This window comes from Streptomyces sp. NPDC058001 (genome assembly GCF_042886315.1).
Taxonomy (GTDB): Bacteria; Actinomycetota; Actinomycetes; order Streptomycetales; family Streptomycetaceae; genus Streptomyces.
This window is the reverse complement of the sequence record NZ_JBHVQT010000010.1, coordinates 176,379-201,862: the sequence shown is the minus strand read 5'-3', so window position 1 is coordinate 201,862 and position 25,484 is coordinate 176,379. Positions and strand designations below refer to the sequence as shown.

Sequence of the window (25,484 nt, the reverse complement as noted above, 5' to 3'; positions counted from 1 at the left end):
CCGATGCTCCCGAGTGGCGGGCGTCTGACACGATGGACGTATGCGCGCGCGATACGGAGTACCCCTGGGAATCACGGCGGTCGGCGCCGCCGGTCTGCTCTACTCGGTGGGTTTCGAGACCCGCTCGTTCCGACTGCGACGGGTGACCGTACCCGTACTGCCCAAGGGGATGCGTCCGCTGCGGGTGCTCCAGGTGTCCGACATCCACATGGTGAGCGGCCAGCGCAAGAAGCAGCGGTGGCTGCGGTCCCTGGCGGGGCTCCGCCCGGACTTCGTCATCAATACGGGGGACAACCTTTCGGACCCGGAGGGCGTGCCGGAGGTGCTGGACGCGCTGGGCCCGCTGATGGAGTTCCCCGGGGCGTACGTCTTCGGCTCGAACGACTACTACGGGCCGAAGCTCCGTAACCCTGCGCGGTACCTGTTCGAGAAGGCGCAGGGCAGGCACGGTCTGAACGGGAACCGGCCGGCCGTGAGCGCCATCCACAACCCGTGGGAGGACCTGCGGGACGGGTTCGACGGGGCGGGCTGGGTGAACCTGACGAACACGCGCGGGGCGCTCAAGATCGAGGGCATGGAGATCGGCCTCACCGGTTTGGACGACCCGCACATCAAGAGGGACCGGTACGGGAGGGTGGCCGGGGGGCCGGAGACGGGGGCGGACTTCTCTCTCGGCGTCGTCCACGCCCCGTATCTGCGCGTGCTGGACGCCTTCACGGGCGACGACTACCCCTTGATCCTGGCGGGCCACACCCACGGCGGCCAGCTCTGCATCCCCTTCTACGGGGCGCTGGTCACCAATTGCGACCTGGACACGGACCGGGTGAAGGGCCTGTCCCGGCACCGGGTGGACGGGCGGACCTCGTACCTCCACGTGTCCGCGGGCTGCGGAACGAACCGCTACACCCCAGTCCGCTTCGCCTGCCCCCCGGAGGCGTCCCTCCTGACCCTGACGCCGACCCCATAGCCGCCACAAACCGGATTTCGCCCAGGGCCCCCGGTGGGCTAAAGTAAACGACGTCGCCGCCGCAAGCGGGGACATCGGGGTGTAGCGCAGCTTGGCAGCGCGCTTCGTTCGGGACGAAGAGGTCGTGGGTTCAAATCCCGCCACCCCGACAGTGAAGTACCAGGTCAGGGGCCTGATCCGCAGAGCGGGTCAGGCCCCTGAGTGGTTCCTGGAGATCGTTTGGGAGAAATCTGGGAGAAGATCTTGGTCGGCTTCTCCCAGGACCGGTCTCCAGTGCCGCAGGATGAGTGACGCTCAAGCGCCCTCGGACCTGCGCGTTCGCGAATCCAGGGCTCGTAGCTGACCAGGAACGCCGCGGCGGGCCGCCCCAACGGTCGTTAGGAACACCGCACATGGCAGGTCATCGCTCAGCTCCTCCCCACGGCCCCGCCCATGCGCTTGCCCAGCGAGTGCGGGCGTTACGGGAGGACCGCGGGTGGACGCGTGAACGGCTGGCCAAAGAGGCAGGCATCGCCGCCGTTACGCTGCGCCGCCTGGAGAGCGAGGGAGCGATCCAGCCAGGTTTCTTCACCGTCGGCGCGGTGGCTGAGGCTCTTTCCGTCTCCCTCGATGATCTTTTCCGGGTAACCCATGTCCCGCCCGTTACCCCCGGTATCTGGTCAGCCGGATACGAAGGCCGAGACATCGACTCATTCGTCGCCTCGCTCGTCGACAGTCGCATCGGTGTCGTAGCGGACGTACGGCTCACCCCGATCAGCCGCAAGAAGGGCTTCAGTAAGACCCGCCTCGGGGAGGCTCTGGCCGCAGCCGGCATCGAGTACACGCACCTTCGTGGCCTGGGCAATCCGAAGGACAATCGGGAGCCCTTCTGGGACGGCCGCGTCGAAGAGGGGTGCGCGCGCTTCCGTGGCCTGTTGCGATCCGAAGAGGCGCAGGCCGACCTTGACCGCCTGGCAGAGCACGCTCGAGCGTCACGGGTCGCGGTGCTGTGCTTCGAGAAAGACGAGAGTCGCTGTCACCGGCAGGTCGTCTTGGAGACGGTCCGCAGCCGGGTCCAAGTGCCGGTGAATCCCTTGGCCTGACTTCGTCCCCGGCTTTCGTACGCGCCCTTGCCAGCGGTGCATGCCTCTCGTCCAATCAGATCGGGAGATCGATGGAGGGGGCACGCCATGGCGTCGTCGGCATTCGGGAAGCGACAGCGCGCGCGGATCATGATCACGGTCAAGACGTATCCGGAGCTGTCCAGCAAATACCGTGAGACCAGCTGTGTGGCCGGCATACGACTCGACCAAGGCGAGCCACAGCACGTGCGGCTCTTCCCTGTGCCCTTCCGGCTCCTCAGCGAAGAGGCGCAGTTCTCCAAGTACTCGATCATCGAAGTCGACGTGGAGCCACACCGCCTTGAGCGGGACTCCCGACCAGAGAGTCTCCGACCGTATCTCGACACGTTGGAGATTGTGGGCGAGGTACCGCCCGACGGCGGCTGGCAGAAGCGGTACCGCCACGTGGAGCCACTGGTCGCCCCGTCGCTCTGCGCGATCAAGCGGGATCAGGAGAAGCGAGGAACATCCCTCGGCGTCTTCCGCCCCGCCGAGATCACCCGCTTCCGGATGGAGGCCGCCGAGCCCTGGTCCGTCTCCAAAGCCGCTCTGGCCGACCAACTCGACTTATTCGAGCAGGAGCTGAACCCGCTGGAGTGGGTGCCGCTCGACCTCCGCTACAGCTTTCGCTGCGCCGAAGACGACTGCCCGACCCACGACATGGGGCTGAAGGACTGGGAGGCAGGCCAGTCGTACCGCAAGTTCCTGCGCAAGTACGGCGAGGACGGGGTCCGCGATGCGCTCCGCGAGCGCTGGTACACGCGGATGTGTGCCCCGAGCCGGGCCGTCCACTTCTTCGTCGGCAACATCGCGGCTCATCCCAAGACGTTCATGCTGCTGGCCGTCTTCTACCCGGAGCGGAAGGTCGTCGATTACGTCCAAGACAGTCTGTTCGACGAGTAGCGCACTTCTGCGCGATCTTCAGGCGGACTTACTGCGCTGCTGAGCGATGCCCAGCTCTGGCACCCCCGCTTGCTTCGGAAATGGGGTCACCTTCTTCATGCGGGGCTCCCTTCCGAAGAACGCGCGGTACTTCTCGATGGTGCCGATCTCCCTGACGATCTTCTTCACCCAGTCGGGCGTATAGACGTAGGCCCCGAATGCCTCGCTGTAGACGCAGTACTTCGCGTTCGTAGCGTAGGGGTCAGCAGCTCCACTGACAGGTCTGACCCCGAGGCGTCGCCACATCTTGGCGTGCTCGTTCTGGACGCTGAATTCGAAGATCAGTTGCTCTTCTACGAGGCTAGCCACCCGCCCCGGGAGCAGCTTGTCCTTGTCTGCCACTTCGACGTGCTTGGTCTTTTCGATGACTGTGCCGAGACGCCCAGCCTCAACCATGATCTTGCGCTCTTCCTCGTTCAGCTCATCGAGCTTGACGAAGTTGATCGCCAGGTCGGCATCCGTCTTGGAGCCGATGATGGGCACAAGCCTTACGCGGTAGTCGTACCTGAGGTCTTCGCGGACGGCAGGATCGATGGCAGCCTCGAACTTCGCCACCAGGTCGCGGGTGTGCTTCGGCAGCTTCTTCGCTGCCGCTTGGAGTTGCTCCCGCCCCTCAGCGGTGAGGGCCTGAAGCGAAATCGGAAATCGAAGCTGATCGGCAAGGCTGAACTCGGTGCCGAAGTGGGCAACCATCTCTTGTTCGTAGTTCAGGACGAGCGCTTGGGCCCTGCCACCTGTCGCGATCTTCAAGTTGTGCTCGTAGCGGTGCTCCACCTTGTTTCGGAGCGCCACGAAGAGTTCCCCGTTCAAGCGCACGGCATCCCTGTTGTCAGGGAAGCGCTCCTTCAAGCACCGGTCGAGATCCCAAGCCTTGGGCTCACCATCAATCAGCTGCTGCTGACCGGTCTTGGGGTCGCTGTAGTGATAGTCGATCTTCGCCTTGTGGAACTCTGCATGAAGTAGGTAGTGCCACGCCTTGTGCATGTGCGTGAGGAAGTCGCTGTAGTTACCAGTCGAGCAATTCCACTCGTCCACCGCTTTGAGGGCGTGCCGCTGCGATTCCATGAGGATGTGGCGCCAGCGAGCGTATGCCATGTCACGTGTCCTTCTCGTCCAAGAGGAGGATCACACCTTCCACAGAATCTCGACAACCGGAATTCAACAATCAGGGTCAGAACGGCACTTGCACCCGCCGGGCCAGCAACTGCGCAAACGCAGACAGCCTTGTCCCCACTCCGAGGACTACAGAGTGGGGACAAGGCGAAGCAAGGCCGTCATCCACCACTGGACTCAGCCTCGCCCCTGTCTCACAGCCTCGCGAGGTCAGGGCTACTTCTGGAGCAACCGATCAAGGACTGGCACGGGAGACCTTGGGGCCAGCCCTCGGCGCACGTCGAGTGCCGCCTCCCACTGCTCGGTCAAGCCGAGGATGAGGCGCCGGCGCATGCCAGGCGTAACGTGGGCGTAGCGCGCCGACACCGAGCCGTCGATGTGGCCCATGCGTTCGTCCATGAGCACTTTCTCGGTGCCGAGGTCCTCCATCATCGTGCGGTGGGTGTGCCGGAGACCGTGCGGCGTAAGGCCCTTGGCGATCGGGAGCCAGCAAGCGTCCGCCCGAGCAGCGGCCCCTCGGCCTCGGGCCGGGATGCCCGGCCAGGGCTCGCCGAGGATCGGTACCGGGCGGGCCTCCTGTGGAGCCTTCTTCGGATACCAGCCGGAGACCGCAGGGGTGAACAGCCAAGTGGCGAAGCCGTTTCGGCGCCAGTGGGCCGCGTGCTCCGATGTGATGCCTCCCCGTATGAACCCGAGCTCTGCGATGGCGAGTTCGACGCGCACGCGGGTGTCCTCGCGGACGCGATTGGGGTGGTTGAGGACGTTGGAGACCGTGCCCGTGGAGACTTCGGCGCGGCGGGCGACATCGACGAGCTTGGCGCCCTGGTGGCCGCCGGTGCGCGCCGCACCCTGGCCACGGAAGACGTACGTCCTGCCGTGACAGGGGCAGGGCGTCGGCTTCGTACGGGCGATGTGGTTGAGGACCAGGGCGGACAGCCATTCCGTCGAGTCGATGTCGCGGTAGCTGTCGTCCTTGGGCGGGCAGCGGACCAGCTCGCCGGTGTCCAGTTCGTACAGCTGCCACTCGACGCGGAAGGCGCTGGGGCGGACGAACTCCGTTTCCAGACCGACGATTTCGCCCCAGCGCTTGCCCGTGTAGCCCTTGAGGACGGTGGCGACGAACTCGTCGTCGCGCCCGGAGAGCAGGGCTGCCCGCTCGGCTGTCAGCAGGATGCCGAGCGCGTCGGTGACGACCTTCTCCGGGCCGCGGTCGCGCGAGCGGCCGGCGCGCTTTCCTCGGCCTCGGCGCCTGGCTGCCGGGTTGGACGTGAGCAAGCCCTCGTCGATCGCGTCCTCGAAGATCAGGTGGAGCGTGGAGCGCCAGGTCTTGACGCTGGAAGCCGCGTACGCGGCCCGCTCCTTCTTCTCCCAGGCGTCGACGTCCGTGCGCAGGATGCCTGCGAGCGCCTTGTCCTCGAAGTCGGGGAGCAGGTGCTCCTCGATGTGGCGCCTGTAGTTCTGCATCGTCGAGGCTGCCAGGTCCTGGGCTGCGTACCAGCGGCTCGCGTACTCGCCGAAGGTCTCCTGACCGAGGCCCGGGTCGCGCCACTGGCCGCGCCGAACGGTCACCTCCTCCGCGTCTGCGGCCTGCTTGGCCTCGCGCTTGGTGGCGAACTTGACCACGACGCCCGCGGAATCAGCGACGGTGCCGTACTTGCCGTCCTCGATCTTGTAGCGGCCTCGCCAGTAGCCACCGCGCTTTTCTGCGTACCCCACAGATTCCCTCCCTTCTGTCGCGTGGGGTGCTTTAAGCAGCGGTTCCGTACTGGGACTTGGTCATCCGGCGTGGTGGCCGGGCCTTGAGACGGACGGTGGGCACAGCCGTCTCGGGCTGCTGCCGCCGGGCACGAGGCTTCCGGGTCGGCGCAGGGACGGCACCAGGGTGCTGCGGAGCCTGGACCGGACGCTCTTCGAGCATGCGGATGATCTCGGCGAGGTGCCCGTCCGAGAAGCGGTAGGCACGGCCGACGCGGGTGAACGGGATGAGCCGCCGGCGAGCGCGGTCCTTGACCCACCAGGCCGAGCAGCCGAGTGCGGCGGCGACTTCCTCGGGGACGTAGAGGCGCGGCAGGGCAGCCTCGGCGTACGGGGTCGTTGTGGAGGCAGGGGGTATCGCGGGTTGACGCAAGGGGTGGTTCCTCTTCTGGCGGGCATGGGCGCGGCAACGCCGGTCCGCCGGTCGATCGCTAGGGATAGGAGTGAGCTGCCCGTGCTGGGGGTTTGCGGGCCCAGGACGGGAGTGGGCGCCGGAAGCTATGCCTCGCCGACGGAGTCGGCGTCGCTAGGCGGAGGCCCGTGCATCTTCAGCATGGTCTTGCTGGCCTCCTCCGCCATGGCGTTGGAAACCATGACGTCGGCTTCCTCGCGCACGTCCGGGTGCTCAGTGAGGTAGGCGTCGAGGGCGTCGCGTGCCTCGGTGAAGGCCATGTTGGCGCGCTGGGTGGCGCGGAACGCATCGAGGATCTCGTCGATGAGCTCCATGGCGCGGGCCTTGGCAGCCAACTGCGGAGGGCCGACGAGGTTGCGCAGGTCGAGGCCGAAGACCTCCGCGAAGCCGATGGTCTCGTCGAGGTTGATGCGGCGCTTGCCGTTTTCGATCCGCCAGACCGCGGACGGGTTCATCTCGAAGCCGGCCTCGTTCATGCGGTCGGACAGGGCGTTGGTGCTCCAGCCGCGCGCCTCGCGTTCCAGCTTGATGCGCACCGCGACGTTGCCCTCGCCGCTGAGCAGCACGCCCTGCGGCGGGTGCTCATCCGCCATGGCCACCTCCTTCCGTTCGTAGCGGCACCCTGCCATTTGCAAGGACCCCATAACAGTAGCATGCGCACTGCGAGATGCAGAACACTTCTGCGATCTGCAATTCATGTGGCATAGTGGTGGCACCCCCACCCCACCGACCTCAGGAGTCCGCACGCCCGCACGTCACATGAAAGAAGCCCCCGGCGATGCCGGGGGCTCAAGCGCAAACCTCTCAACCGCCATCCCTAGCGATCAACCTGCGGAGACCGGGATTGCCGTCCCATATGGCCCGCAAGCAGAGGAGCTGATGCCCAGTATGACCGATCCCCAGCCGAGTACGCCATCCCTTCCCGACGACGCCGCCACGTCGTGGCCTCCCGTTGCCGTGCCCGGCCAACCGGCCGACCCCACGGCACCGCCCGCGGACGACGACCTCGACGACGCCTCCAAGGCTGTGCCGACGTCCGAGGGCGCGGAGATCCTGGACCACCTACGTACGCAGATCAAGCGGTACGTGGCGATGCCGAGCGAGGAGGCCGTCACCGCGGTGACGTTGTGGACTGCGGCGACGCATCTGCAGCGTGCCTGGCAGCACGCGCCGCGGCTGGCGATCGTCGCGCCGGAGAAGCGGTGCGGGAAGTCCCGCCTACTGGACGTGGTGACCGAGACCGTGCACAACCGGCTGATCACGGTCAACGCCAGCGCGGCGGCGATCTTCCGGTCGATCGACGGGGACGACCCGCCGACCCTGCTGGTCGACGAGGCCGACACGATGTTCGCCACCACCAAGGCCGCGGAGAAGAACGAGGAGGTCCGTGGCCTGATCAACGCCGGGCACCAGCGCGGACGCCCCACACTGCGGGTGTCGGGACCTGAGCACCAGGTGCAGGAGTTTCCCACCTTCGCCATGGCGGCACTGGCCGGGATCGGTGACCTGCCCGACACGATCATGGACCGCGCGGTGGTGATCCGGATGCGACGCCGTGCGGCGGGCGAGAAGGTGGCGTCCTTCCGTACCGGCCGGGACACCCCCGCCCTGAACGCGATCCGCGACCGCCTCCACGCCTGGCTCCAGCCGCTGTACGAGCAGGCTATGGAGATGGAGCCGCCCATGCCGGTCGAGGACCGCGCGGCGGACACCTGGGAGCCGCTGGTCATCATCGCCGACCTCGCCGGGGGTGACTGGCCGGTGCTGGCCCGCGCCGCCTGCCGCGCCATGACCGACTACGAGGCCTGCCAGGACGAGGAAGGCGGCCTGCGCACTCGCCTCCTGGTCGGCATCCGCCGCGCCTTCGCCGCCGTCGGCGATCCGGCCGTGCTGAGCACGAAGCATCTGCTGGAGTCGCTGAACGCGGACAGGGAAGCGCCGTGGGCGGAGTACGGCGCCAACGGCCTGACTCCGCGCGGCCTGCAGCTGCTTCTGAAGCCCTACGGCATCGGGTCGGCCAACCGCCGCTTCCCCGACGGCACCCAGGCCAAGGGGTTCGCACGCAACCAATTCCTCGACACCTGGGCCCGCTACTGCCCCGAACCGAAGGCAGCGGACGCGCCCACCACGTCAGCCGACGGGCCGCAGCCCGGCACCGCAGCCTGACCCGACTCCAATCGCATCACTCGTCCCCGCGCAGGTCAGCGCGGGGACGAGTGAGAGAGCCGCAACGAGTCGAGTCGACATCACCACGCCACCCGTACCTGCCCTGACCAGGCACGCAACGAGTGGTACGAGACGTCACGCCCCACGGCGGCCACGCCCTGCCCTCCCCCTGCGCCGCAGCCGCCACCCCAAGACACCTGGAGCACCCCGCTTGTTCGCACGCATCGCCGCCATACGCGGCACCGACCTGATCCGCCTCGGCATCGCCCTGCTCGCCGTATTCGCCTTCGCCCTCTCCTACGACGCCCTGCGCCAGATGGGAGTCGCCATCCACATCCGCGGACTGCTCACCTACGCCTTCCCACTCGTGATCGACGGGTTCATCGCCGTCGGCGTCGGAGCCCTGCTCATGCTGCGTACCGCACCCTGGTACTCCCGGCTGTACGTGTGGCTGCTCGTCGGTGTGGCCACGATGACGAGTATCTGGGCAAACGCCGTACACGCTGTCCGCCTCAACGAGCAGGCCCGTCATGGTGATGGGCTCCGTCTCGACGACGTCACCGTCGGCGCCTTGTCCGCCATCGCCCCGCTCGCTCTGGCCGGCGCCGTCCACCTCTACATCGTCGTCCACCACCACCCCTCCTCCCGCAGCCACACCGATGTGGCGCAGGACTCTGCCGACGTGGCTGCGGACACCACTGACGTGGCTGAGACCCCTCCGCCCTCTACGGATCCGCAGGATCACGAGCCCCGTGAGATCTCTCCCGAACGGCTCGCCCTCGCGCGCACCGCGCCACTCGGGCGCAAGGGCCGCGCCTCGCGCCGCCACATCGAAGCCACCTTCCGCAGCAGGGACTTGACCATCGGCAGGACGGAGGCGGACAAGCTCAAGGACACCTTGCAGGCCGAGCTCGACGCAGCCGCCTCCGAGCGGCCGCAGGAACTCGAAGCGGTCCCCGCCAGCACTGCCGCTTAACCCCTGCGTCCACGCCGGTCGCCCCGCCTCCGGGCTCGCCCCGTGTCCCCCGTGCAGCCAAGTACTGGGGACACGGAGGCCGACGCAGCGATGCACCCCGATACCCAAGCACCCCTCGGAGAACCAACTCATGCACGATCCGCACTACGAACTCCCCATCCAACAGCAGGTGACGAACACCAGCCTCAACAGCGCAGCAAGTTGTCGGGTAAGGAGTCCTTACCCGGCCTCCGCCCCACAAGGGGCGGAGGCATCCGACGCCGAGGCGGCACCAGGGTCGGCCGGCCCGGGGGAGCCAGCCGAGACGGGAAGCAGCAAGTCGTCGAGCACCACGCAACAGCCTGCGCCGCGTCGCCGTCTGCGAGACAAGCAGCTGCGCGAGCGCCGCGTCCACCCCCGCTACAACGACGACGAGTTCTCCCTCGTCCAGAACGCCGCTGCCCTGACCGGTATGGCAGTCGGCGGCTACGTCGCCGACTGCTCGCTCGCCGCCGCCCGCGCCGACGACCCCACTGCTGCCGTCGCCGACTACCGCGCCATGATCCAGGCGCTGATGGCCTCCAACGGACAGCTCGGCAAGATCGGCAGCAATCTCAACCAGCTCGTCGGACATCTCAACAAGGACGGCGCCTGGCCCCACCCCGATGTCGTCCTCCGCCTCCTGGACCGCGTGGAGGCGGCCGTCGCCGAAGCGGACTCCGCCATTGCTCAGGTCACTGAGGGGCGGTGAGCGGGTGATACCCAAGATCATCCTCAGCTCGGGCCCGCACGCCACGCGCCGCACGATCGGCTACCTCTTCGGCAAGGGACGAGCGAACGAGCACATCGATCCGCACCTCGTGGCCTCCTGGAACGGCTTCGCCCCCGACCCCGGCCGCAGCCCCCATCGAGATTCGAAGGCGGTGGAGAGGCAGCTCGTCGCCCAGCTCGACCAGCCCGTGAAGATGCTAGGCGACAAGGCGCCCAAGGACACCGTGTGGCACTGCCCCGTCCGCGCCGCACCCGAGGACCCGATCCTCACCGACGCCCAGTGGGCCGACATCGCCCGCCGGATCGTGGCCGCCGCCGGCATCGCACCCGACGGGGACGAGAACGCCTGCCGCTGGGTCGCCGTCCGCCACGCCGAGGACCACATCCACATCGCCGCCACCCTCGTACGCCAGGACGGCCGCCGCCCCGATCGCGGCTACGACCAGCGCGCCGTCCAACGCGCCGCCCGCAAGATCGAAGTCGACTACGGGCTCCGGCGGTTGAAGCAAGGCGATGGCACCGGCGCCAAGCGTCCGACCAGCAAGGAACACTTCAAGGCCAGGCGGCTCGGGCACGATGCCACCTCCCGTGAGGTCCTGCGCCTACGGGTACGCCGAGCTGTGGCCGCCGCAGCCGACGAGACCGAGTTCTTCGCCCTGCTGGAGGCCACCGGCGTCACCGTCCGCCTCAAACACGGCCCCTCCGGCGATGCGCTCGGCTGCAACTTCGCCCTGCCCGGCGACACCAACGACCAGGGCGAACCAGTGTTTTACGCGGGTTCTACCCTCGCCCCCGACCTGTCCCTGCCCCATATCCGTAAACGCCTCGGCACCACCAGCCCCGAACCTGCCACAGTCCAGCCGGGCAATCCGTGGCACCAGGCCACCACCGCCACCGAACGCATCCCGCACCACCTCACCCAAGGCAACGACCACACCGCACAAGGCCAACTCGTCGCCCTAGGGATGACCCTGGACCTGCTGCCGCTCACCGCACCAGCCGCCGTGAAGGCCGAACTCGACCACGCCGCCGCAGCCTTCGAGCGCGCAACTCGCTCGCGCGTCACCGCCGACCTCGACAGCACCCGCGTCCTGCGACGCAGCCTCCAGACGATCTGGCGCGACCGTTCACAGGCTGTGGACGGCACCGGACTCGCGATGCTCATGGACGTCACGCTCACCGCAGTGGCCTTCGCGATGCACTGGCACCGCACCCGTCGGCACGCACAACAGGAAGCAGCCGCCGAACAAGCCCTCGTGCACTTGCAGGCCGCGTACGCGCAGGTATCAGGGCCTGTCCTGGCCGACCTTGCCGTACGCGCTCCCAGTCCCCAGGCCAAGCGCCGCTTCGCCCAGCACCTCCGTGACGCAGCGCCGGAGCATGCTCAGCGGATCCTCGACGACCCGGCCTGGGACGCACTGACCACCGTCCTCGCCGAAGCGGAGGCAGCGGGCCACAACGCCGCCACCGTCCTTAACCACGCGCTCGGCCAGCGCACCCTGGACGACGCCCACAGCCCTGCCCGCACACTGACCTGGCGCATCCGCCGCCTCGGCGAACGCCACGCCCCCAGTCCACGAGCACAAGCAGCACGGGCACGCAGCACCGCACACCGTCCGGGCAATCCCGCCTACCCGGCTGCTGCCGCCTCGTCGCCCCAGACACCGCCAGTACGGCGCCGGTGATCACTGCCCGGCAGCAGCCTCACTGGGGCAAGCAGATCAAGCGGGTCACTTGGCCATAAGCAATTTCCGAGTTTCCTCGGCGCACCCCCACGACAACGTGACGCCGGCGCCCCCATGCCCGTAGTTGTGCACGACCCTGGTGCCGTCCTCCCACCGCTCCGCCTCCACGCGGACCGTTGCACGGGTCGGCCGCGCACCGATCCGATGCTCCAGGACGCGGGCCTGGGCGAGGCGAGGTTCGACCTCGGTGCAGTGGGTGAGGATGTCGGCCGCCGCCTTGTCGTCGAGGGCTAGGTCGCCTTCGCCGTCGATGGCGGTGCCGCCCAGGACGACGGTGTCACCGTGCGGATAGATGCACAGCAGGTCCGGTGAGGAGCCGGTGTCCTCGGAAAAGAAGTCGGTCAGGCCCGGATTGGTGACGACGACGTGCTGGCCCCGGATGGGGCGGAGGTCAGGGTCCGGGACCAGGTCCCGGCTGCCGAGGCCCGTGCAGTTGACGATCACCGAGGCCGGGCCCGCGTCCGCGAGCGAGGTCAGCCGTCGCCGCTCAACCGCTCCCCCCGCATCGCGCAGTCGACGCAGGAGGTAGTCGAGGTAGACAGGCATGTCGATCAGCGGCACGGTGAACCGGTACCCGGCGGTGAACCCGGCCGGAAGCTCCGTCCGCTCGCACAGCCGGAAACCCGGCAATGTCGTGGCCCAGTCCGGCGCCGCCTCCGCCGTACGGGATGCCTCAATCCCGCTCGTAAGCCGGACGCCCGTGGCGGGGTCATCGGCCAGCTTCCCGAAGACCTCCAGGGACCGTTGCCCCCACTGCTCGACCTTGTCCTTCGGCTCGACCAGGTACGGGCCCCACATCGCCCCGGCCGCGAGTGACGTGACTCCGGGGACCTGCTCCGCGACCACGCGCACCGAAGCTCCTGCCTCGGCGAGAACGATGGCAGTGGTGAGCCCTGCCACCCCAGCCCCGACAACGACAACGCGCTCCCCTGCGGTCATGATCTCGACCCTAACGGCCGGGTCGCGTCAACGGCGCGTGTCGGGCGAGTGCGCCCTCCAGGACCGGAAGGAAGCTGCGTACGTGGGGGTTGCGTTGGCGGCGGCGGAGGTCGGTGGCGAGTTGGTGGAGGAGGGCCGCGCTGCGAGGTGAGCGCACGATGTCGAGGCGGTCGGCGACGATCTGTCCGATCTCGCAGGCCGTCTCCAAATCTCCGTGAGCGCTGTGGCCGAGCGCCAGCCAGGCACCCTCGAACATGGCCCTGCGCTGGCTCGGGTCGCCACGCGGAACGTCGTAGGCCCCCGATCGAAGCATCTCGATCCCCTGGGCGAGGAATCGGCGGCCCTTCGCGCCAGCGTCCGCCTTCTGTTGCGCGCGGCCCATCTGGACGAGGCCGTAACCGGCCTGGCAGTCCAGGTGGTTGTCGGTGAGGAAGTACATCCAGCGGGGCTCCTCCTGGCCGCCATCCCGGCTCGCGATCAGTTCGTGGGCGGAACCACGGGTGTGGGCGAAGTCCTTGTCACGGCCCGCCGCCGCGTACGCGTAGGCGAGTCGGGACAGGACGGACGCCCGGACGACGGGCGGGGATGCGTCACTCGCCCGGCGGGCGGCTTCCCCCAGCGCGATGGCGTCCGCCGGGTGTCCCCGGCTCGCCGCCTGGAAGGAGAGGTCGCCGAGAATGTGGGCGCACAAGGGCAGATCGTTGACCTGATGCGCGGCCCGTAACGCCGTGGCGAAGTAGCGCTGCGCCAGGCCGTGGTCGACCGCGTCGAAGGCCATCCAGCCGGCGAGTTGGCCGATCTCCGCGAGAGCGCGGATCAGCCGGCTCGTCACGGCGGGCGAGTGGCCGCCTTCGTGGAGGAGCAGCCCTACGGCACGGAACTGGGCTCCCACGTACGGGAGATGCCGCGCCCCTCCGTGTTCGTCGTCCAGCACTTGGAGCATGGGCAGGTGTTGCTCCACCTGGTCCACGAGTGGATCAGCGCCGAATGGTGGCGTCATCCGAGACGCGTACTGGCCTCGACCGGCCGTGCCGTCAAGGTACTGGGCGACGATCGCGAGCAGCCCCGCTCCCGAGATCGCGAGGAATCGGCGTCGGTCGATGAGCCCTCCCAGCACCCAGTCCTCCACGATCGCCTCCATGCCCCGTACGGTCCAGGGCCGTGCGAGATCGGTGTCCGCCGGGACGAGCGCCGAGGAGTCGCCCGCCCGGCCCTGCCACAGTTCGGCTACCGGGACAGCCCTGCCCAACTCCTGGGACAGCACGTACGCGGCCATCATCGGCAACGGCGAGCGCGGCAGGGAGCCGGTGTCCCTCCAGTGGTACGGCGCCGATTCGGCCACCGTCCCCGCGCCGAACACTCTGTTGAGCTTGCGGGCGAGCGCCTTGGGGCTCCATCCGAGTTCGTTGAGGCACGCCGCCAGTACGGCGTTGGGTGCCCCTGCCGTCTGTGCCACGTGCGACCACCTCCTCACGGCCCCAGTGGCTCGTCCTTCATCTCGCGTTCCCATGGTGATGCCCTCGGCGGCCGAGTGACCTCCGTCTCAAGGAAGTTGACCGAGTTGACCCACTGATGGGGTCCTACGTGACCGGTCTCCTCCGGTGTTCTTGGATCCCGGCGGAAGGCGCCGCCTTCGACGCCGACGGAGAGAGGTGGGGCCTTGAGAGACCACACGAGCACCTCCCGAGACCGAGACCGAGACGGTGGCCGCGACCGCGACCGCGACGGAGAGCGTCCGGGCAGTGTCCTGGAGCGTGACTGCGGGCGACCGGCCTCCACGCCCGGCCCCGTGCACAGGCAAGTCGATTGCGGCGGTACGACCACGCTGATCACTGATCTTCCCTACGGGCCAAGAGCGGCCGAGGTCGCTCGGCAGGCCGTCGCGGTGGCGCTCCACGGCGCCACGGCGGGAGACCTGCTCGATGACGCTCGCCTGGTCGGATCGGAACTCGCGACGAACGCGTTCACCTCGGGCAGCCCGCCCGTGATCCTTTGCGTCGACCGCAGCAGCCCGACCGCCGATGGCCTGGAGGTCGAGATCACCGTCACCGACGGCGGTTGCCCTCACCCGGTCTCGCTTTCCCCGTCGCCTCCCGAGGAGGAGGCCCAATCGGGACGAGGGCTGGTCATCGTCGAGGCCCTGGCCGACGCCTGGTCGCTGACCACCGGCACCCACGGCACCCGCGCCTGGTGCCGCCTCACTCACGGGATCACCCACGAAATCACCCGCGAGTCCACCTGCGGCACCCGTCCTTCGCCCGCCGGCACCCCCTGAGATCCACGCCCCCGAGATCTCGCCCTCGAAGGAGGCACCAAACGATGCGCATCGACCACGCGACTCCACCACCCCCGCCCACGGGCGCGCCGAACGCGACTCGCCGCCCCCGCGTGGTCGTCGCCCTTCACGAGGGCTTCTACGGCGCCCAGTCGGGCACCGGCTTCAGCAACCGCGCCTTCCTCACGGCACTCACCCGCTTACTGCCGGCAGGCCGCTTATCCGTGATCACCCCGCACGTATCCGAAACAGCCGGAGCACACGATCGGCGGTGGACCAGCGAGGTCCAGGAGATGTTGCGGCAGGCCGAGGCCGAGGTGATCACGGTTCCCGAGGTCCAAGCGGCGCCGGACTCGGTCCACGGTTCCATCCAGTTGTCCGACCTGGCGGGAGAGGCGGCCCTGCGCATCGCAGATCACGCCAGCCGCTGCCTCCTCATCGGCCTCGATGTCCCCTTCCTCGGGCTCGCCCCCTACACGTCCCCGGCCATGGACCTGCTGCTCGTGCCCCGTTCCATGGCGGCGTTGACGCGGCCCGGCGACCTGCCGCGCATTCGCTGGGAGCGAGACACCCTGCGGGCGGCGACCGCCCGGGGCGCACGGGTCGGCGCCATCTCCACCCACATGCGAAGCCACCTCATCGTGAGGTGCGCCATCCCTCGGACGAACATCGTGAGCATCCCGAACGGGTTGCTCCAGGAGGAGATGACCAGGCCGGGGATCGTCCCGCCCCTTCCATTCAACGCCCGCGCCGGATTCCTCCTGGCCATGGGCCGCGCGGTACCCACCAAGGGCTTCGAAGATCTCTTGGAGGCACTGCACGCTCTGAAACAACGGCGCGTCCGTGTTCCGCACCTGGTGCTGGCGGCCGTGACCTCCGGTGATCACGAGGGCCCCACCTCGTACCAGGAGGACCTCGCGGGGCGCATCCGCGCGTACGGCCTGGACGCGACACTGATCGCCCGCTTCACCCCTGCGGTCCGTGCCTGGCTGCACAGTCCCGCGCTGCGCGCGGTCGTCATCCCGTCGCGTGAGGAACCCTTCGGGCGGATACCTCTGGAGGCGTTCGCGGCAGGCGCGGGCCCGGTCGTCGCGACCACGGCCGGCGGACTGGCCCAGACCGTCATCGAAGGCAAGACCGGCTTCAGCGCCAGGCCAGGGGACCCCAAGTCCCTGGCCTCCGCACTTCGTCGCGCCCTGACCGTTCTACCCCGAGAGCGCGAGCGTCTTCTGAGCGCCGGGACGGCCCTGGTGCGTTCGCGCCACGACTACGAGGTCAGCGTCGGCTCCGCCATCGGCCGTATCGCCCCTTGGGCACTGACGCCTTCGCCGACCGGAGAGGTCAGGGCCCGGTGAACCGGCCCGTGGTGCTGATCAGTCTGGAATCCCCGCACGCCTTCTGGCGGTTGTCCGCCGACCATGAGCGTTGTCTGCGCGCCTCATTCGCCGATGTCGAGTTCCGTACGGCGACCGAGGCGAACGTACCGCACCAACTGGCAGACGCTCACGTCTACTTCGGTTGGAGGTTCGAGCCGTCGTGGCTGGTCGGCGCGCCACTCCTGAAGTGGATCGCTTCCCCGGCCGCCGGTACCGATCATCTGCCCGTCGCCGAAGCCCGCTCCGTCGGGGTGGAGTTGACCCGCTCGTACGGATTCCACGGCCGGCCCATGGCAGAGCACGCCATGGGGCTGATCCTGGGCTTCTCCCGCGGGCTGTTCATGAGCCAGCGCGTCCAGCGGAACCGGACCTGGTGGAAGGACGACTTGGCCGAGGAGTTCTTCGACCTGGCCGGAGCGACGATGACCATCGTCGGCTGCGGCAGCATCGGCGGACACCTCGCCCGCGCCGCCCGCGCCTTCGGCATGGACGTGATCGGAGTACGCCGGGCGCCGCCCGCGCCCTCCGGTGACGGGATCACATGGATGCACGCCTCGGCCGTGCACGAGGCGGTCGCCGTCGCCGATGTGGTGGTCGATCTACTGCCCGCCACCCCAGCCACCTACCTCTTCTTCGACCACGGCCTGTTCACGGCGTGCAAACCCAGATCCCTGTTCCTCAACCTCGGACGTGCGGCAACCGTCGATCAGTCGGCGCTCCTGTCCGCTCTCAACGCCGGCCACCTCCGTGGCGCCGCCCTGGACGTCTTCGACCCCAGACCGCTGCCCGCCGGCCATCCGCTGCGGCTGCACCCCCGGGTCGTCCTCACGCCGAAGAGTTCGACGCTCTGCCACACGTACATGGACCGGGCGGTCGCGTTCTTCGCCGACAACCTGCACCGCTACCTCACCGGCCAGCCGCTCAACGGATTGGCCGAGCAGCCCGCCGCCCGATCTCACCTCGCAGGAGGCTGAACGATGCTCACCGCACGCCACCGCGACCTGGCCGCCGCCTTCGCCGCGACCGGCCGCAACCACCCCTACCTGGCCTTCACCCTCAACTCCCTGTGCAACCTGGACTGCGTGTTCTGCAAGCCCCGTTGCATGCCGGACTACGGGCACAAGGACCGTCCCCTGACCGCCTCCGACTACGCGGCCATCGCCGCCGAGGCCAGCTCCTGGGAGATCAAGAAGGCGCACTGTTCCGGCGGCGAACCGACCCTCCGGGCGGACATCCTCGACGTCATCGCGAGCCTCGCCGACGGCCTCGGGCCCGACGCCGCGATCGGCATGACCAGCCACGGCAACCTGCGCCGCGGCCTGAGCGTCGAGAAGCTCCACGGCGCCGGCCTGACGTACCTCAATCTCAGCCTCCACAGTCTCGACCCGGCACGGTCCGCCGCGATCATGGGAGGCGGCGACCCGCGCATCACCCGGCACACCCTCGACACCGCCCTGTCCCTCGGCCTGCGCGTGAAGGTCAACTGCGTTCTCCAGCGCACCTACCTGGACGATGCCTTCGACGTCGCCGAACTCGCCCGCGACCTGCCCATCGCCGTCCGCCTGATCGAACTCCAGAACATCGGCCCCGCGCAGGCGCTGTTCGACACCGAGTTCATCAGCGAGGCCGAGGTCCGCGACCGTCTCCACGAGTGGTTCGCGGGCGCGGGGGAGGTCTCCCGTGACCAGCTCGGAGTCCGCAGCCCTGGGCAGTACCTCCGCCCCGACGGCTGGGCGGGCTCGATCGGCTTCATCTCCAACTCAAGCTGCGCCACGTGCTCCGACGCGAACCGGATCAAGATCACTCCTACGGGCGTGGCCCGCCCCTGCATCCTCCACAACCGAGACATCCCCCTGAAGCCCCACCTCACCGACAACACCCTCGGCGACGCCTTCGCGCACCTCTTCCAGGCCATGCTCGACCGCGACTCGAACGACGCCTGGCAGGGCTTCCACTACGTCGACTACGACCTGCGCTGGGACCGGATGGAGCGCCCCGAAGGCACCCCGGTCCTGCCTTTGCTCCCTGTGGTCACCACGGACACGACGGCCCAGCCCTCCTGCGCCCGCGGCTCCACCAGGGAGCGGTGATGATCGTGGTCGAAGCGCCGCCTCTCTATCCGGGTCTCGGAGCGCTGTACGCGAGCGAGCTGGAGGCCCACGGCACCGGGGCAGCGATGCTCACCCACAAATGGCAGCTCGCCGACCTCCTCGCTCCCCACTCCGACATCGACGTACGCGTCCTCCTCGCCGAAGCCCCCACGGACTGGGAGGAGTGGAACCACCGACTGGCCGCCGCGCACACTGCGGCGGTCAGCCGGGAGGTGTCCCACCGGCGTCTCCTGGAGCACCCGCCCGGCTTCGCGTTCACCTTGGCCGAGGCGGACGACCGGCTCGTCTCCGCGCCGGAACTCGCGACCTGGTCGCGGATCAGCGGAAGTGCCCGGGACTTCCAGCGCTGGAAATCCCGGGCCCAGATGGCGCCTTGGTGCGAGGTCGACGAGCGGTTCTACCGGGGAATCCTCCAGTCCCGACTCGGCGGCCGATACCGACTGGCGGCGGACAGTACAGACAACGTGATCGAGGACATCACCGCGTACCGGCGCCACTGCGTGGCCTGGCACTACCTCGCCCCATGCTGGTTCGCCGCAGCCGCGCTCGCGACACGGACCCGCTGCCCCGGCAAAACGGCCGCGCTCACCCAGTGGCGTCCGGACGGTCTGGACCGGTATGCCGAGCTGTTCCTCCGGTACGCCGAGGACGGGCGCGCCGATGAAGCGCCCGACGCGCGAACACGGAGTCCGCGCCAGCTCATCCGCGCGGCCCATGTCGCCCTGGAGGCAGCCATGCGCCGCGTTCCCGAGGCGGGCCGCGCCGCCGACAAGGGCATGGAACGCCCCCGCAACCCCCATAACCCCCGTACCGACTGGGTGATGACCGCCGGAATGCTCCGCGTACGCGTGGCTCGCTGGATCTACTACCTTGATCCACCACCCGGAGTCGCGACCGGATACCTGATCCGGCGAGAGGCGAAAGAACTCCGTTCCGCCGCACAGACCTTGAAGGCACTCGCGCGGGACGAGACCACTCCCGTCCAGCAACTGGCCGCCCGGATGGGGGCCTTGATCCCTGCCGGACCGACCACCGTCAGCACCCTGCGTACGACCCTCGCCCGTTGGCACCGGCAGAAGTCCACAGTGCAGGACTTCCTCAGCCTCAGCCCCGGTGACGTCCACCTCTGACACACGAGGAGTTCCCCCATGCCCGCGCACGCGTCCCTACCCCGCGCGTTGAAGACGGCGAAGATCAAGATCACGACGAAGTGCAACAGGTCCTGCGACTTCTGCATCTTCGCCGACGGAGCCCAGGGCGAGAACATGTCCCTGGAGCTGTTCTCCACCATCCTGACCCGGCTGGAGACCATCCCGTTCCAGCAGCTCCACATCAACGGCGGCGAGCCCACGGTGCACCGGGACTTCCCCGCGCTCAGCGACGCGGCCCGGAGCCGCCTGCCGGACAAGGTCATGGTCCTCGGCACGAACGCCATCCCCTTGGCCCGCAACAAGCGGATCTTGGAGGCCACCCTCCGCTCGTACGACCAGATCCTCATCGGCTGCGACGACGAGCATGACAACTACACCGAGGTGTACGCCGTCCTGCCCCGCCTCCGCGAAGCCGGGAAGACCGTGGTCATCAACAGCGTCCTGGAAGGGATCAGTTCCTCCCGTCTCGTTGCGCTCGCAAGGCTGTGCGACAGGTACGGCGCGATCCACGTCACCAACCACGTCCACCACGTGGACGTCGGCCAGCCGGCGAACGAGCTGCGCGGCATCTGCGACCGCTACCTCGACCAGCACCTGATGATCGAGATGGACGGATCCTGCTACCGCTGCTTCAACGCCATGGCCAAGGACGACAGCGAATTCACCGTCTGGGACGAGGACTTCACGGCCAAGGTGTTCGCGCCCCGAGGCCATCACTTCCGGTTCTGCGTGCGCTGCCACGAGTACACCGACTCCGGCGCCGCGCTCGTCCCCGCCCCCACCCTCAGCGCCTGAGCCACAGACCGGAGGTACGCACTCATGCCCGCAATCCTCGGACTGAACTTCCACCACGACACCGCCGCCGCCTTACTCGTCGACGGTCGTCTCTACGCCGCCGAGGAGGAACGCTGGAGCGGCGTCAAACACCACCACCCCACCCGCAAGGGCACCCTCACCGCCCCGACCCGCGCTCTCCAATGGTGCCTGGAGGCAGCGGGCATCGAACCGGAGGACGTGGACGCCGTCTGGGCGGCCTCCATGCGCCCCAACCCCGCCGCCGGCTGGTGGCTGGCGGAGGAGCGGGACGAACTCGCCGCCCTCCTGCCCGCGCCGCTCGGTGAACAGCTCCGCCTTCTCTCCCACCACACGGCCCACGTGCTCTCCGGTTACCTGCTCTCCGGCCACGATCACGCGGCGGGCCTGGTCATCGACGCCGGCGGCTCCTCCCTCGGCTCCGACTTCGGGCCCGGCCGCGAACGCATCACCGGCTACGACCTGCGGCCCGATCGCATCGACCGCCTCCACCAGGGCATGCCGACTGTGATCCCCGGCCCTGCCGGACCACGGCGCGTCCACTCCTCCCTCGGGCACTTCTACCGGAACCTCGCCCGGCGCGTAATCCCGCCCGGGGACGAGCCCGAGGGCAGCATGATGGCGCTCGCTGCCTTCGGCGATCCCGAGCGTTACGGGGCACGGGTCCGCGAACTCGTACGGCTGGGCGGCGCCGGCGAGGTCCGGATCGAACACCCCTGGGGCTCGGCGGACAGCGGCACTCCGCTGCTGCTCGACGGCCGGGCATGGACCGCCGACAACGTCGCGGAGCAGCCCGAACACAAACGGGCCGATCTCGCAGCCGCCGTACAAGAGGTCTTCGCCGAATCGGTCGTCCACACCGCCCGCCACCTGCAACGGCTCACCGGCGCCTCGGCGTTGGTGTTCTCCGGCGGATGCGCCCTGAACTCCCACCTCAACGGCCAACTGGCGGCCGAAAGCGGCTTCGACACCCTGTTCGTGGCACCGGCCCCGCACGACGCGGGCACGGCTGTGGGCGCCGCACTGTACGGCTGGCACTACCAACTCGGGCGGGATCGCCTTCCGGTGCCGACCGACGCGGCCTGGGGCCCGTACCCGGGAACCCTGCCGACGAGGGCGGTGCCACCCGGTTACCGCGCCCTGACGGACCTCGGGCCGGAACTGGCGTCCACGGTGGCGGCTCTACTCGCGGAGCACCACATCGTCGGCTGGGTACAGGGTCAGCTCGAATTCGGCCCGCGGGCGCTCGGACACCGCTCGATCCTGGCTCACCCCGGACACGCCGCCACACGGGACCGGCTCAACGCGATCAAGAAGCGAGCCTCATACCGTCCCTTCGCCCCGGCGGTCCTCGCCGAGCACGCCACGGACTGGTTCATGTCAGCCGGCGATCCCTTCATGAACCGCGTCGCCCACGTCCGCCGGTGCAGAGCCGACCGCATCGCCGCGGTCACGCACCACGACGGCACCGCCCGCGTCCAGTCCGTCGCCGCCAACCACCAGGGCCTGCGCGAACTCCTTGAGCACTTCCACCAGCGCACCGGTCTGCCAATCCTGCTGAACACGTCCTTCAACCGCAAGGGCGCGCCCATCCTGCGGACGGCTGAGCAGGCGGTGCACGCGGCGGCCGACCTGGGCCTCGACGCCCTCGCGGTCGGGGACACTCTGCTGCTCGCCGACCACGTGCCCGATCTCCGTGCCACGACCGTCCGTTCGAGCTGACTTCGAGGTGAGGCGAATGAACCCCATCGACCCGGATGACGTCCTGACCGTGCTCGGCGCCGCCGCATGGAATCCGGAAGAACAGTCCCGCGCACGCGTGGCCGCCGGCCTCGCCCTCACTGTCTACGAGGGCCACACCCGCGACCAGGGAACTCCGTACCTGGAACACCCACTGGCCGTCGTCACCCTCTTGAGGACGGAGATCGGCGTACGCGACCCCGAGACGCTTCTCCTCGCCCTCCTCCACGACGCCCTGGAGGTGGCTCCCGAATCGGAGGCGCTTCTTGTCCAACATTTAGGTGCGCCTTTCGCCGCCCGCCTGCGTGCCATGACGGCTGACCATCGCCTCGAACGCCGCCCCAAGTCCCTTGGCGATGAGACCCGTTGGCGCGCCAAGCAGGCAGGGCTAACGCCCGATGAGCTACTCGTCCGCCTCGCCGACCGTCTCCACAACTTGCGCGATCTCGCCGCCTCCCCGAACCTCGACCGTCGCCGACGATTCCTCCGCGCCCTCAACGACTTCCACCTCCTCCTGGCCGAAGCCGCCCGCCTCCTCAGCCCTCACCTGGAAACCGCGCACGCGCTGCTCCAAGCCGAGTACGTCCGGCAGCGACAGGAGGTGCGTCCGTGAAACGGGTCGCGTACTCGATGGAGCCGGTCGGCCGAACCGGCGGCCGTGTCTATCTGCGGATGCTCCACGAGGCGACGGCAGACGACTTGGAGTGGCGCACGGTCCCGGACCACAAGCGCACGTATCGCGTACGACGTTGGCGCAAGCTCCGCCATCTCACTCGCCTGGCCCCTTCCATACGGGCGCTGGCGGGCGACACGGGCACCTTCGTATGGGACGACCTGAGCCTGTTGCTGTTCACGCCCGAGATGCGAGCCCGAACGGTGTTCCTCCTACACCACTACGAGCCGTTGCAACACGACTCCGCCCCCTTCGAAGCCATGCTCTGGGACCGACTGTTCCGGGTCCTGCCACAGTGTGCCGCCGTGGTGTGCGTCGCCCCGTATTGGGCCGACTTCCTCCGCGCCCGGGGAGTGGACAACGTACGGGTGATCTACAACGCCTTCGACATGGCGGAGGTCGAGCGCGCACGCGGCTACGACCGAGCCGAGTGCCGAGCGGAGTTCGGACTGCCCTCGGACGTGACTGCCGTCTACGCGGGCAAGGCCGTGCACTGGAAGGGCACCGAGGAGGTCTCGGCGGCCCTGGCCGACGCTCCTGGGCTACGGGTGATCACCAGCGGCAGCAACACCATCGGCTTCGACGGCGCGCATTACGACGTGGACCGCGAACGGTACCTTCGGCTGCTGCGCGCCTGCGACGTCGGCGTCTTCCTCCCCCGGATGCGGGAGGGCTGGAGCCGCTGCGCGGCCGAAGCCCTGCTACTCGGCCTGCCATGCCTGATCCGCCCAATGGCCGGGCTCGGCGACCTCGCCGCGCTGACGGGCCAACCGGCCCCGGACATCGCTGAGTTGCCGACGCAGATCCGGGATCGCGCGGCGATGCGCCAGGCCGAGGCCAAGACCGCGTACGAGGCCCTGGCCCGGTTCGACCTGAACTACTTCGGCAATGCCTGGGGCGACCTCCTCGCGAAGGTCGCCTGACCAGCGGTGGCTACGCCTGCGCGGCCAGCTTCTCGACCGCGGCGTCCAGACGGGCCAGCACGCGGTCCCGGCCGAGCAACTCCATGGACTCGAACAGCGGGAGTCCGATGGTCCGGCCGGTGACCGCGACCCGGATGGGCGCTTGAGCCTTGCCGAGCTTGAGCCCGTGCTTCTCACCGACGGCGAGCAGCACGGCCTTGAGGTCATCCGCCTTCCAGTCCGCGACGGCGGCCAGCTCGGCGCGGGCATCCCGCAGGACATCGCCGGCACCGGCCTTCATCGCCTTGTTCCACGACGCCTCGTCATTGACCGGCTCATCGAGGAACAGGAAGTCCACGTAACTGGTGATCTCCGACAGCAGGGCGAGCCGCGTCTGGGCCAGCGGCGCCGCCGTCTCGAACACGGCCGTGTCGAAAGCCTCCGGCCGCCAGGGCGCGTACGGGGCGATGAGCCACGGCGCACAGGCGGCGGCGAACTGCTCCGGCGCCAGGGCGCGGATGTAGTCGCCGTTGAACGCCGTCAGCTTCTTCACGTCGAAGAAGGCCGGCGCGGTGTTGACGTCCTCAATCCGGAAGAGCTGCTCCAGCTCCTCGTACGGCATGATTTCCCGGTCGTCGCCGGGGCCCCAGCCGAGCAGCATCAGGTAGTTCACCATCGCCTCGGGCAGGAAGCCCTCGCCGAGGTAGTCCTCCAGCGCGACCTTGTCCCTGCGCTTGGACAGCTTCTGCCGCTTCTCGTTCACGATCACCGGCAGGTGCGCCCATACGGGAGGCTTCGCACCAAGCGCCTCCCACAGCAACTGCTGCTTGGGCGTGTTGGACAGATGCTCCTCGCCACGGATGACCTGAGTGATCCCCTCGTCCAGGTCGTCAACGACGTTGGCGATCAGGAATACGGGCGACCCGTCACCACGGGCGATCACGAAGTCCTCAATCGCGCCATTCGGGAAGGCGGGCTCTCCGCGAACCAGGTCGACCACAACGGTCTCACCCTCATCCGGCGTCCGAAACCGCAACGCCCGCCCGTACTCGAACGCGAGACCGCGATCCCGGCAGAACCCGTCGTAACCGAGGTGCTCCGACCCGGTGCGCTCCTTCAGCTGCTCCCGGGTGCAGTCGCAGTAGTACGCACGGCCAGCCGCAAAGAGCTGTTGGGCGGCCTCGCTGTGCCGAGCAGCATTGTGCGACTGAAAGTAAGGCCCCTCGAACGCGGCGTCTTCGCTGTGGATGCCGATGGCAGCCAGCGCGCTGACGATCCCGTCAATCCACTCCGGCTTGTTCCGAGCCGCGTCGGTGTCCTCGATCCGCAGAACGAACGTCCCCCCGGACTGTCGCGCCACGGCCCAGTTGTAGAGAGCAGACCGCGCACCACCGACGTGGAACATACCGGTTGGAGAGGGGGCAAAACGAACGCGAACGGGGGCAGCAGACATGCGCTCAAGGGTACCGATGCCGGACACCCATACCGGCCACTCCATCTACCCCCGCGCCGACGTTTTCCTGCCGTCCTCACTTTCGGTCAGCACGCCATCTGGTCGGCTGGCAGGCCAACGCCGAG

General features: G+C 68.6%; 23 protein-coding genes and 1 tRNA gene. 17 read left to right on the top strand and 7 right to left on the bottom strand.

Annotated elements, in window-relative coordinates; genetic code table 11:
- Nucleotides 1-40: 40 nt before the first annotated feature.
- From ACFVT5_RS25665 to ACFVT5_RS25650, 4 genes are all read left to right on the top strand, one after another.
- Nucleotides 41-967, top strand: a complete 927-nt coding sequence (locus tag ACFVT5_RS25665; protein ID WP_389892449.1) for a metallophosphoesterase — start codon at nt 41-43, stop codon at nt 965-967.
- 75 nt (nt 968-1,042) lie between these two features.
- Nucleotides 1,043-1,116 (top strand) — tRNA-Pro (locus ACFVT5_RS25660).
- 243 nt (nt 1,117-1,359) lie between these two features.
- Nucleotides 1,360-2,049 (top strand): DUF488 family protein, encoded by a 690-nt coding sequence (locus ACFVT5_RS25655; RefSeq protein ID WP_389892446.1) that lies wholly within the window; start codon nt 1,360-1,362, stop codon nt 2,047-2,049.
- 87 nt (nt 2,050-2,136) lie between these two features.
- The gene (locus tag ACFVT5_RS25650) at nt 2,137-2,970 is read left to right on the top strand and encodes a hypothetical protein (RefSeq protein ID WP_389892443.1); all 834 of its coding nucleotides are present in this window, start codon (nt 2,137-2,139) and stop codon (nt 2,968-2,970) included.
- 18 nt (nt 2,971-2,988) lie between these two features.
- On the opposite strand, the gene ACFVT5_RS25645 is transcribed toward ACFVT5_RS25650, so the two are convergent.
- From ACFVT5_RS25645 to ACFVT5_RS25630, 4 genes are all read right to left on the bottom strand, one after another.
- A complete protein-coding gene (locus ACFVT5_RS25645) occupies nt 2,989-4,104 on the bottom strand; it encodes a DUF3644 domain-containing protein (protein WP_389892440.1) in 1,116 nt (371 codons plus the stop codon).
- 234 nt (nt 4,105-4,338) lie between these two features.
- Complete coding sequence (locus ACFVT5_RS25640; RefSeq protein WP_389892437.1) at nt 4,339-5,838, bottom strand: LacI family DNA-binding transcriptional regulator; 1,500 nt, start codon at nt 5,836-5,838, stop codon at nt 4,339-4,341.
- A 31-nt stretch (nt 5,839-5,869) separates the two neighbouring features.
- The gene (locus tag ACFVT5_RS25635; RefSeq protein ID WP_389892434.1) at nt 5,870-6,250 is read right to left on the bottom strand and encodes a helix-turn-helix domain-containing protein; all 381 of its coding nucleotides are present in this window, start codon (nt 6,248-6,250) and stop codon (nt 5,870-5,872) included.
- Between the two features lie 125 nt (nt 6,251-6,375).
- Complete coding sequence (locus ACFVT5_RS25630; protein WP_389892431.1) at nt 6,376-6,882, bottom strand: helix-turn-helix domain-containing protein; 507 nt, start codon at nt 6,880-6,882, stop codon at nt 6,376-6,378.
- Nucleotides 6,883-7,177: 295 nt separating this feature from the next.
- On the opposite strand from ACFVT5_RS25630, the gene ACFVT5_RS25625 reads away from it, so the two are divergent.
- The 4 genes from ACFVT5_RS25625 to ACFVT5_RS25610 all read left to right on the top strand — a co-directional run bounded on the left by ACFVT5_RS25625 (nt 7,178) and on the right by ACFVT5_RS25610 (nt 11,866).
- Nucleotides 7,178-8,455, top strand: a complete 1,278-nt coding sequence (locus tag ACFVT5_RS25625; protein ID WP_389892429.1) for a DUF3631 domain-containing protein — start codon at nt 7,178-7,180, stop codon at nt 8,453-8,455.
- A 211-nt stretch (nt 8,456-8,666) separates the two neighbouring features.
- Nucleotides 8,667-9,431, top strand: a complete 765-nt coding sequence (locus ACFVT5_RS25620; RefSeq protein WP_389892426.1) for a DUF2637 domain-containing protein — start codon at nt 8,667-8,669, stop codon at nt 9,429-9,431.
- A gap of 130 nt (nt 9,432-9,561) precedes the next feature.
- Nucleotides 9,562-10,161 (top strand): plasmid mobilization protein, encoded by a 600-nt coding sequence (locus tag ACFVT5_RS25615; RefSeq protein WP_389892425.1) that lies wholly within the window; start codon nt 9,562-9,564, stop codon nt 10,159-10,161.
- A gap of 4 nt (nt 10,162-10,165) precedes the next feature.
- Entirely contained in the window at nt 10,166-11,866 is a 1,701-nt protein-coding gene (locus ACFVT5_RS25610) for a relaxase/mobilization nuclease domain-containing protein (RefSeq protein ID WP_389892422.1), read from the top strand.
- 45 nt (nt 11,867-11,911) lie between these two features.
- Here ACFVT5_RS25610 and ACFVT5_RS25605 read toward each other — a convergent pair whose 3' ends face one another.
- Both ACFVT5_RS25605 and ACFVT5_RS25600 read right to left on the bottom strand, forming a co-directional pair.
- Nucleotides 11,912-12,865 carry an FAD-dependent oxidoreductase gene (locus ACFVT5_RS25605; protein ID WP_389892419.1) on the bottom strand — a complete coding sequence of 318 codons (954 nt, stop codon included), beginning with the start codon at nt 12,863-12,865 and terminating at the stop codon, nt 11,912-11,914.
- Between the two features lie 10 nt (nt 12,866-12,875).
- On the bottom strand, nt 12,876-14,321 hold the full coding sequence (locus tag ACFVT5_RS25600; protein WP_389892416.1) for a carph-isopro domain-containing protein: 1,446 nt from the start codon (nt 14,319-14,321) through the stop codon (nt 12,876-12,878).
- Between the two features lie 333 nt (nt 14,322-14,654).
- Between ACFVT5_RS25600 and ACFVT5_RS25595 the strand changes: the two genes are divergently transcribed.
- From ACFVT5_RS25595 to ACFVT5_RS25555, 9 genes are read left to right on the top strand one after another with little or no spacing between them, the layout of a single operon-like run.
- A complete protein-coding gene (locus tag ACFVT5_RS25595) occupies nt 14,655-15,140 on the top strand; it encodes an ATP-binding protein (RefSeq protein WP_389892413.1) in 486 nt (161 codons plus the stop codon).
- Nucleotides 15,141-15,184: 44 nt separating this feature from the next.
- The gene (locus tag ACFVT5_RS25590) at nt 15,185-16,495 is read left to right on the top strand and encodes a glycosyltransferase family 4 protein (protein WP_389892411.1); all 1,311 of its coding nucleotides are present in this window, start codon (nt 15,185-15,187) and stop codon (nt 16,493-16,495) included.
- Entirely contained in the window at nt 16,492-17,490 is a 999-nt protein-coding gene (locus tag ACFVT5_RS25585) for a D-2-hydroxyacid dehydrogenase (protein ID WP_389892408.1), read from the top strand. Before ACFVT5_RS25590 ends, ACFVT5_RS25585 begins: the two co-directional genes overlap by 4 nt.
- A gap of 3 nt (nt 17,491-17,493) precedes the next feature.
- A complete protein-coding gene (locus ACFVT5_RS25580; RefSeq protein WP_389892405.1) occupies nt 17,494-18,606 on the top strand; it encodes a radical SAM protein in 1,113 nt (370 codons plus the stop codon).
- Nucleotides 18,606-19,757: a hypothetical protein gene (locus ACFVT5_RS25575; protein ID WP_389892402.1), complete on the top strand. Its 1,152-nt coding sequence runs from the start codon at nt 18,606-18,608 to the stop codon at nt 19,755-19,757. The genes ACFVT5_RS25580 and ACFVT5_RS25575 overlap by 1 nt, the downstream gene beginning before the upstream one ends.
- Nucleotides 19,758-19,775: 18 nt before the next feature.
- Nucleotides 19,776-20,573, top strand: coding sequence for a radical SAM protein (locus ACFVT5_RS25570; RefSeq protein WP_389892399.1), 798 nt, complete (start codon nt 19,776-19,778; stop codon nt 20,571-20,573).
- Between the two features lie 24 nt (nt 20,574-20,597).
- Entirely contained in the window at nt 20,598-22,313 is a 1,716-nt protein-coding gene (locus tag ACFVT5_RS25565) for a carbamoyltransferase (protein ID WP_389892397.1), read from the top strand.
- Nucleotides 22,314-22,329: 16 nt separating this feature from the next.
- The gene (locus ACFVT5_RS25560; RefSeq protein ID WP_389892394.1) at nt 22,330-22,944 is read left to right on the top strand and encodes an HD domain-containing protein; all 615 of its coding nucleotides are present in this window, start codon (nt 22,330-22,332) and stop codon (nt 22,942-22,944) included.
- Entirely contained in the window at nt 22,941-23,927 is a 987-nt protein-coding gene (locus ACFVT5_RS25555) for a glycosyltransferase (RefSeq protein ID WP_389892391.1), read from the top strand. The genes ACFVT5_RS25560 and ACFVT5_RS25555 overlap by 4 nt, the downstream gene beginning before the upstream one ends.
- Before the next feature lie 10 nt (nt 23,928-23,937).
- On the opposite strand, the gene gltX is transcribed toward ACFVT5_RS25555, so the two are convergent.
- Complete coding sequence (gene gltX, locus ACFVT5_RS25550) at nt 23,938-25,311, bottom strand: glutamate--tRNA ligase (RefSeq protein ID WP_389892968.1); 1,374 nt, start codon at nt 25,309-25,311, stop codon at nt 23,938-23,940.
- Nucleotides 25,312-25,484 lie beyond the last annotated feature (173 nt).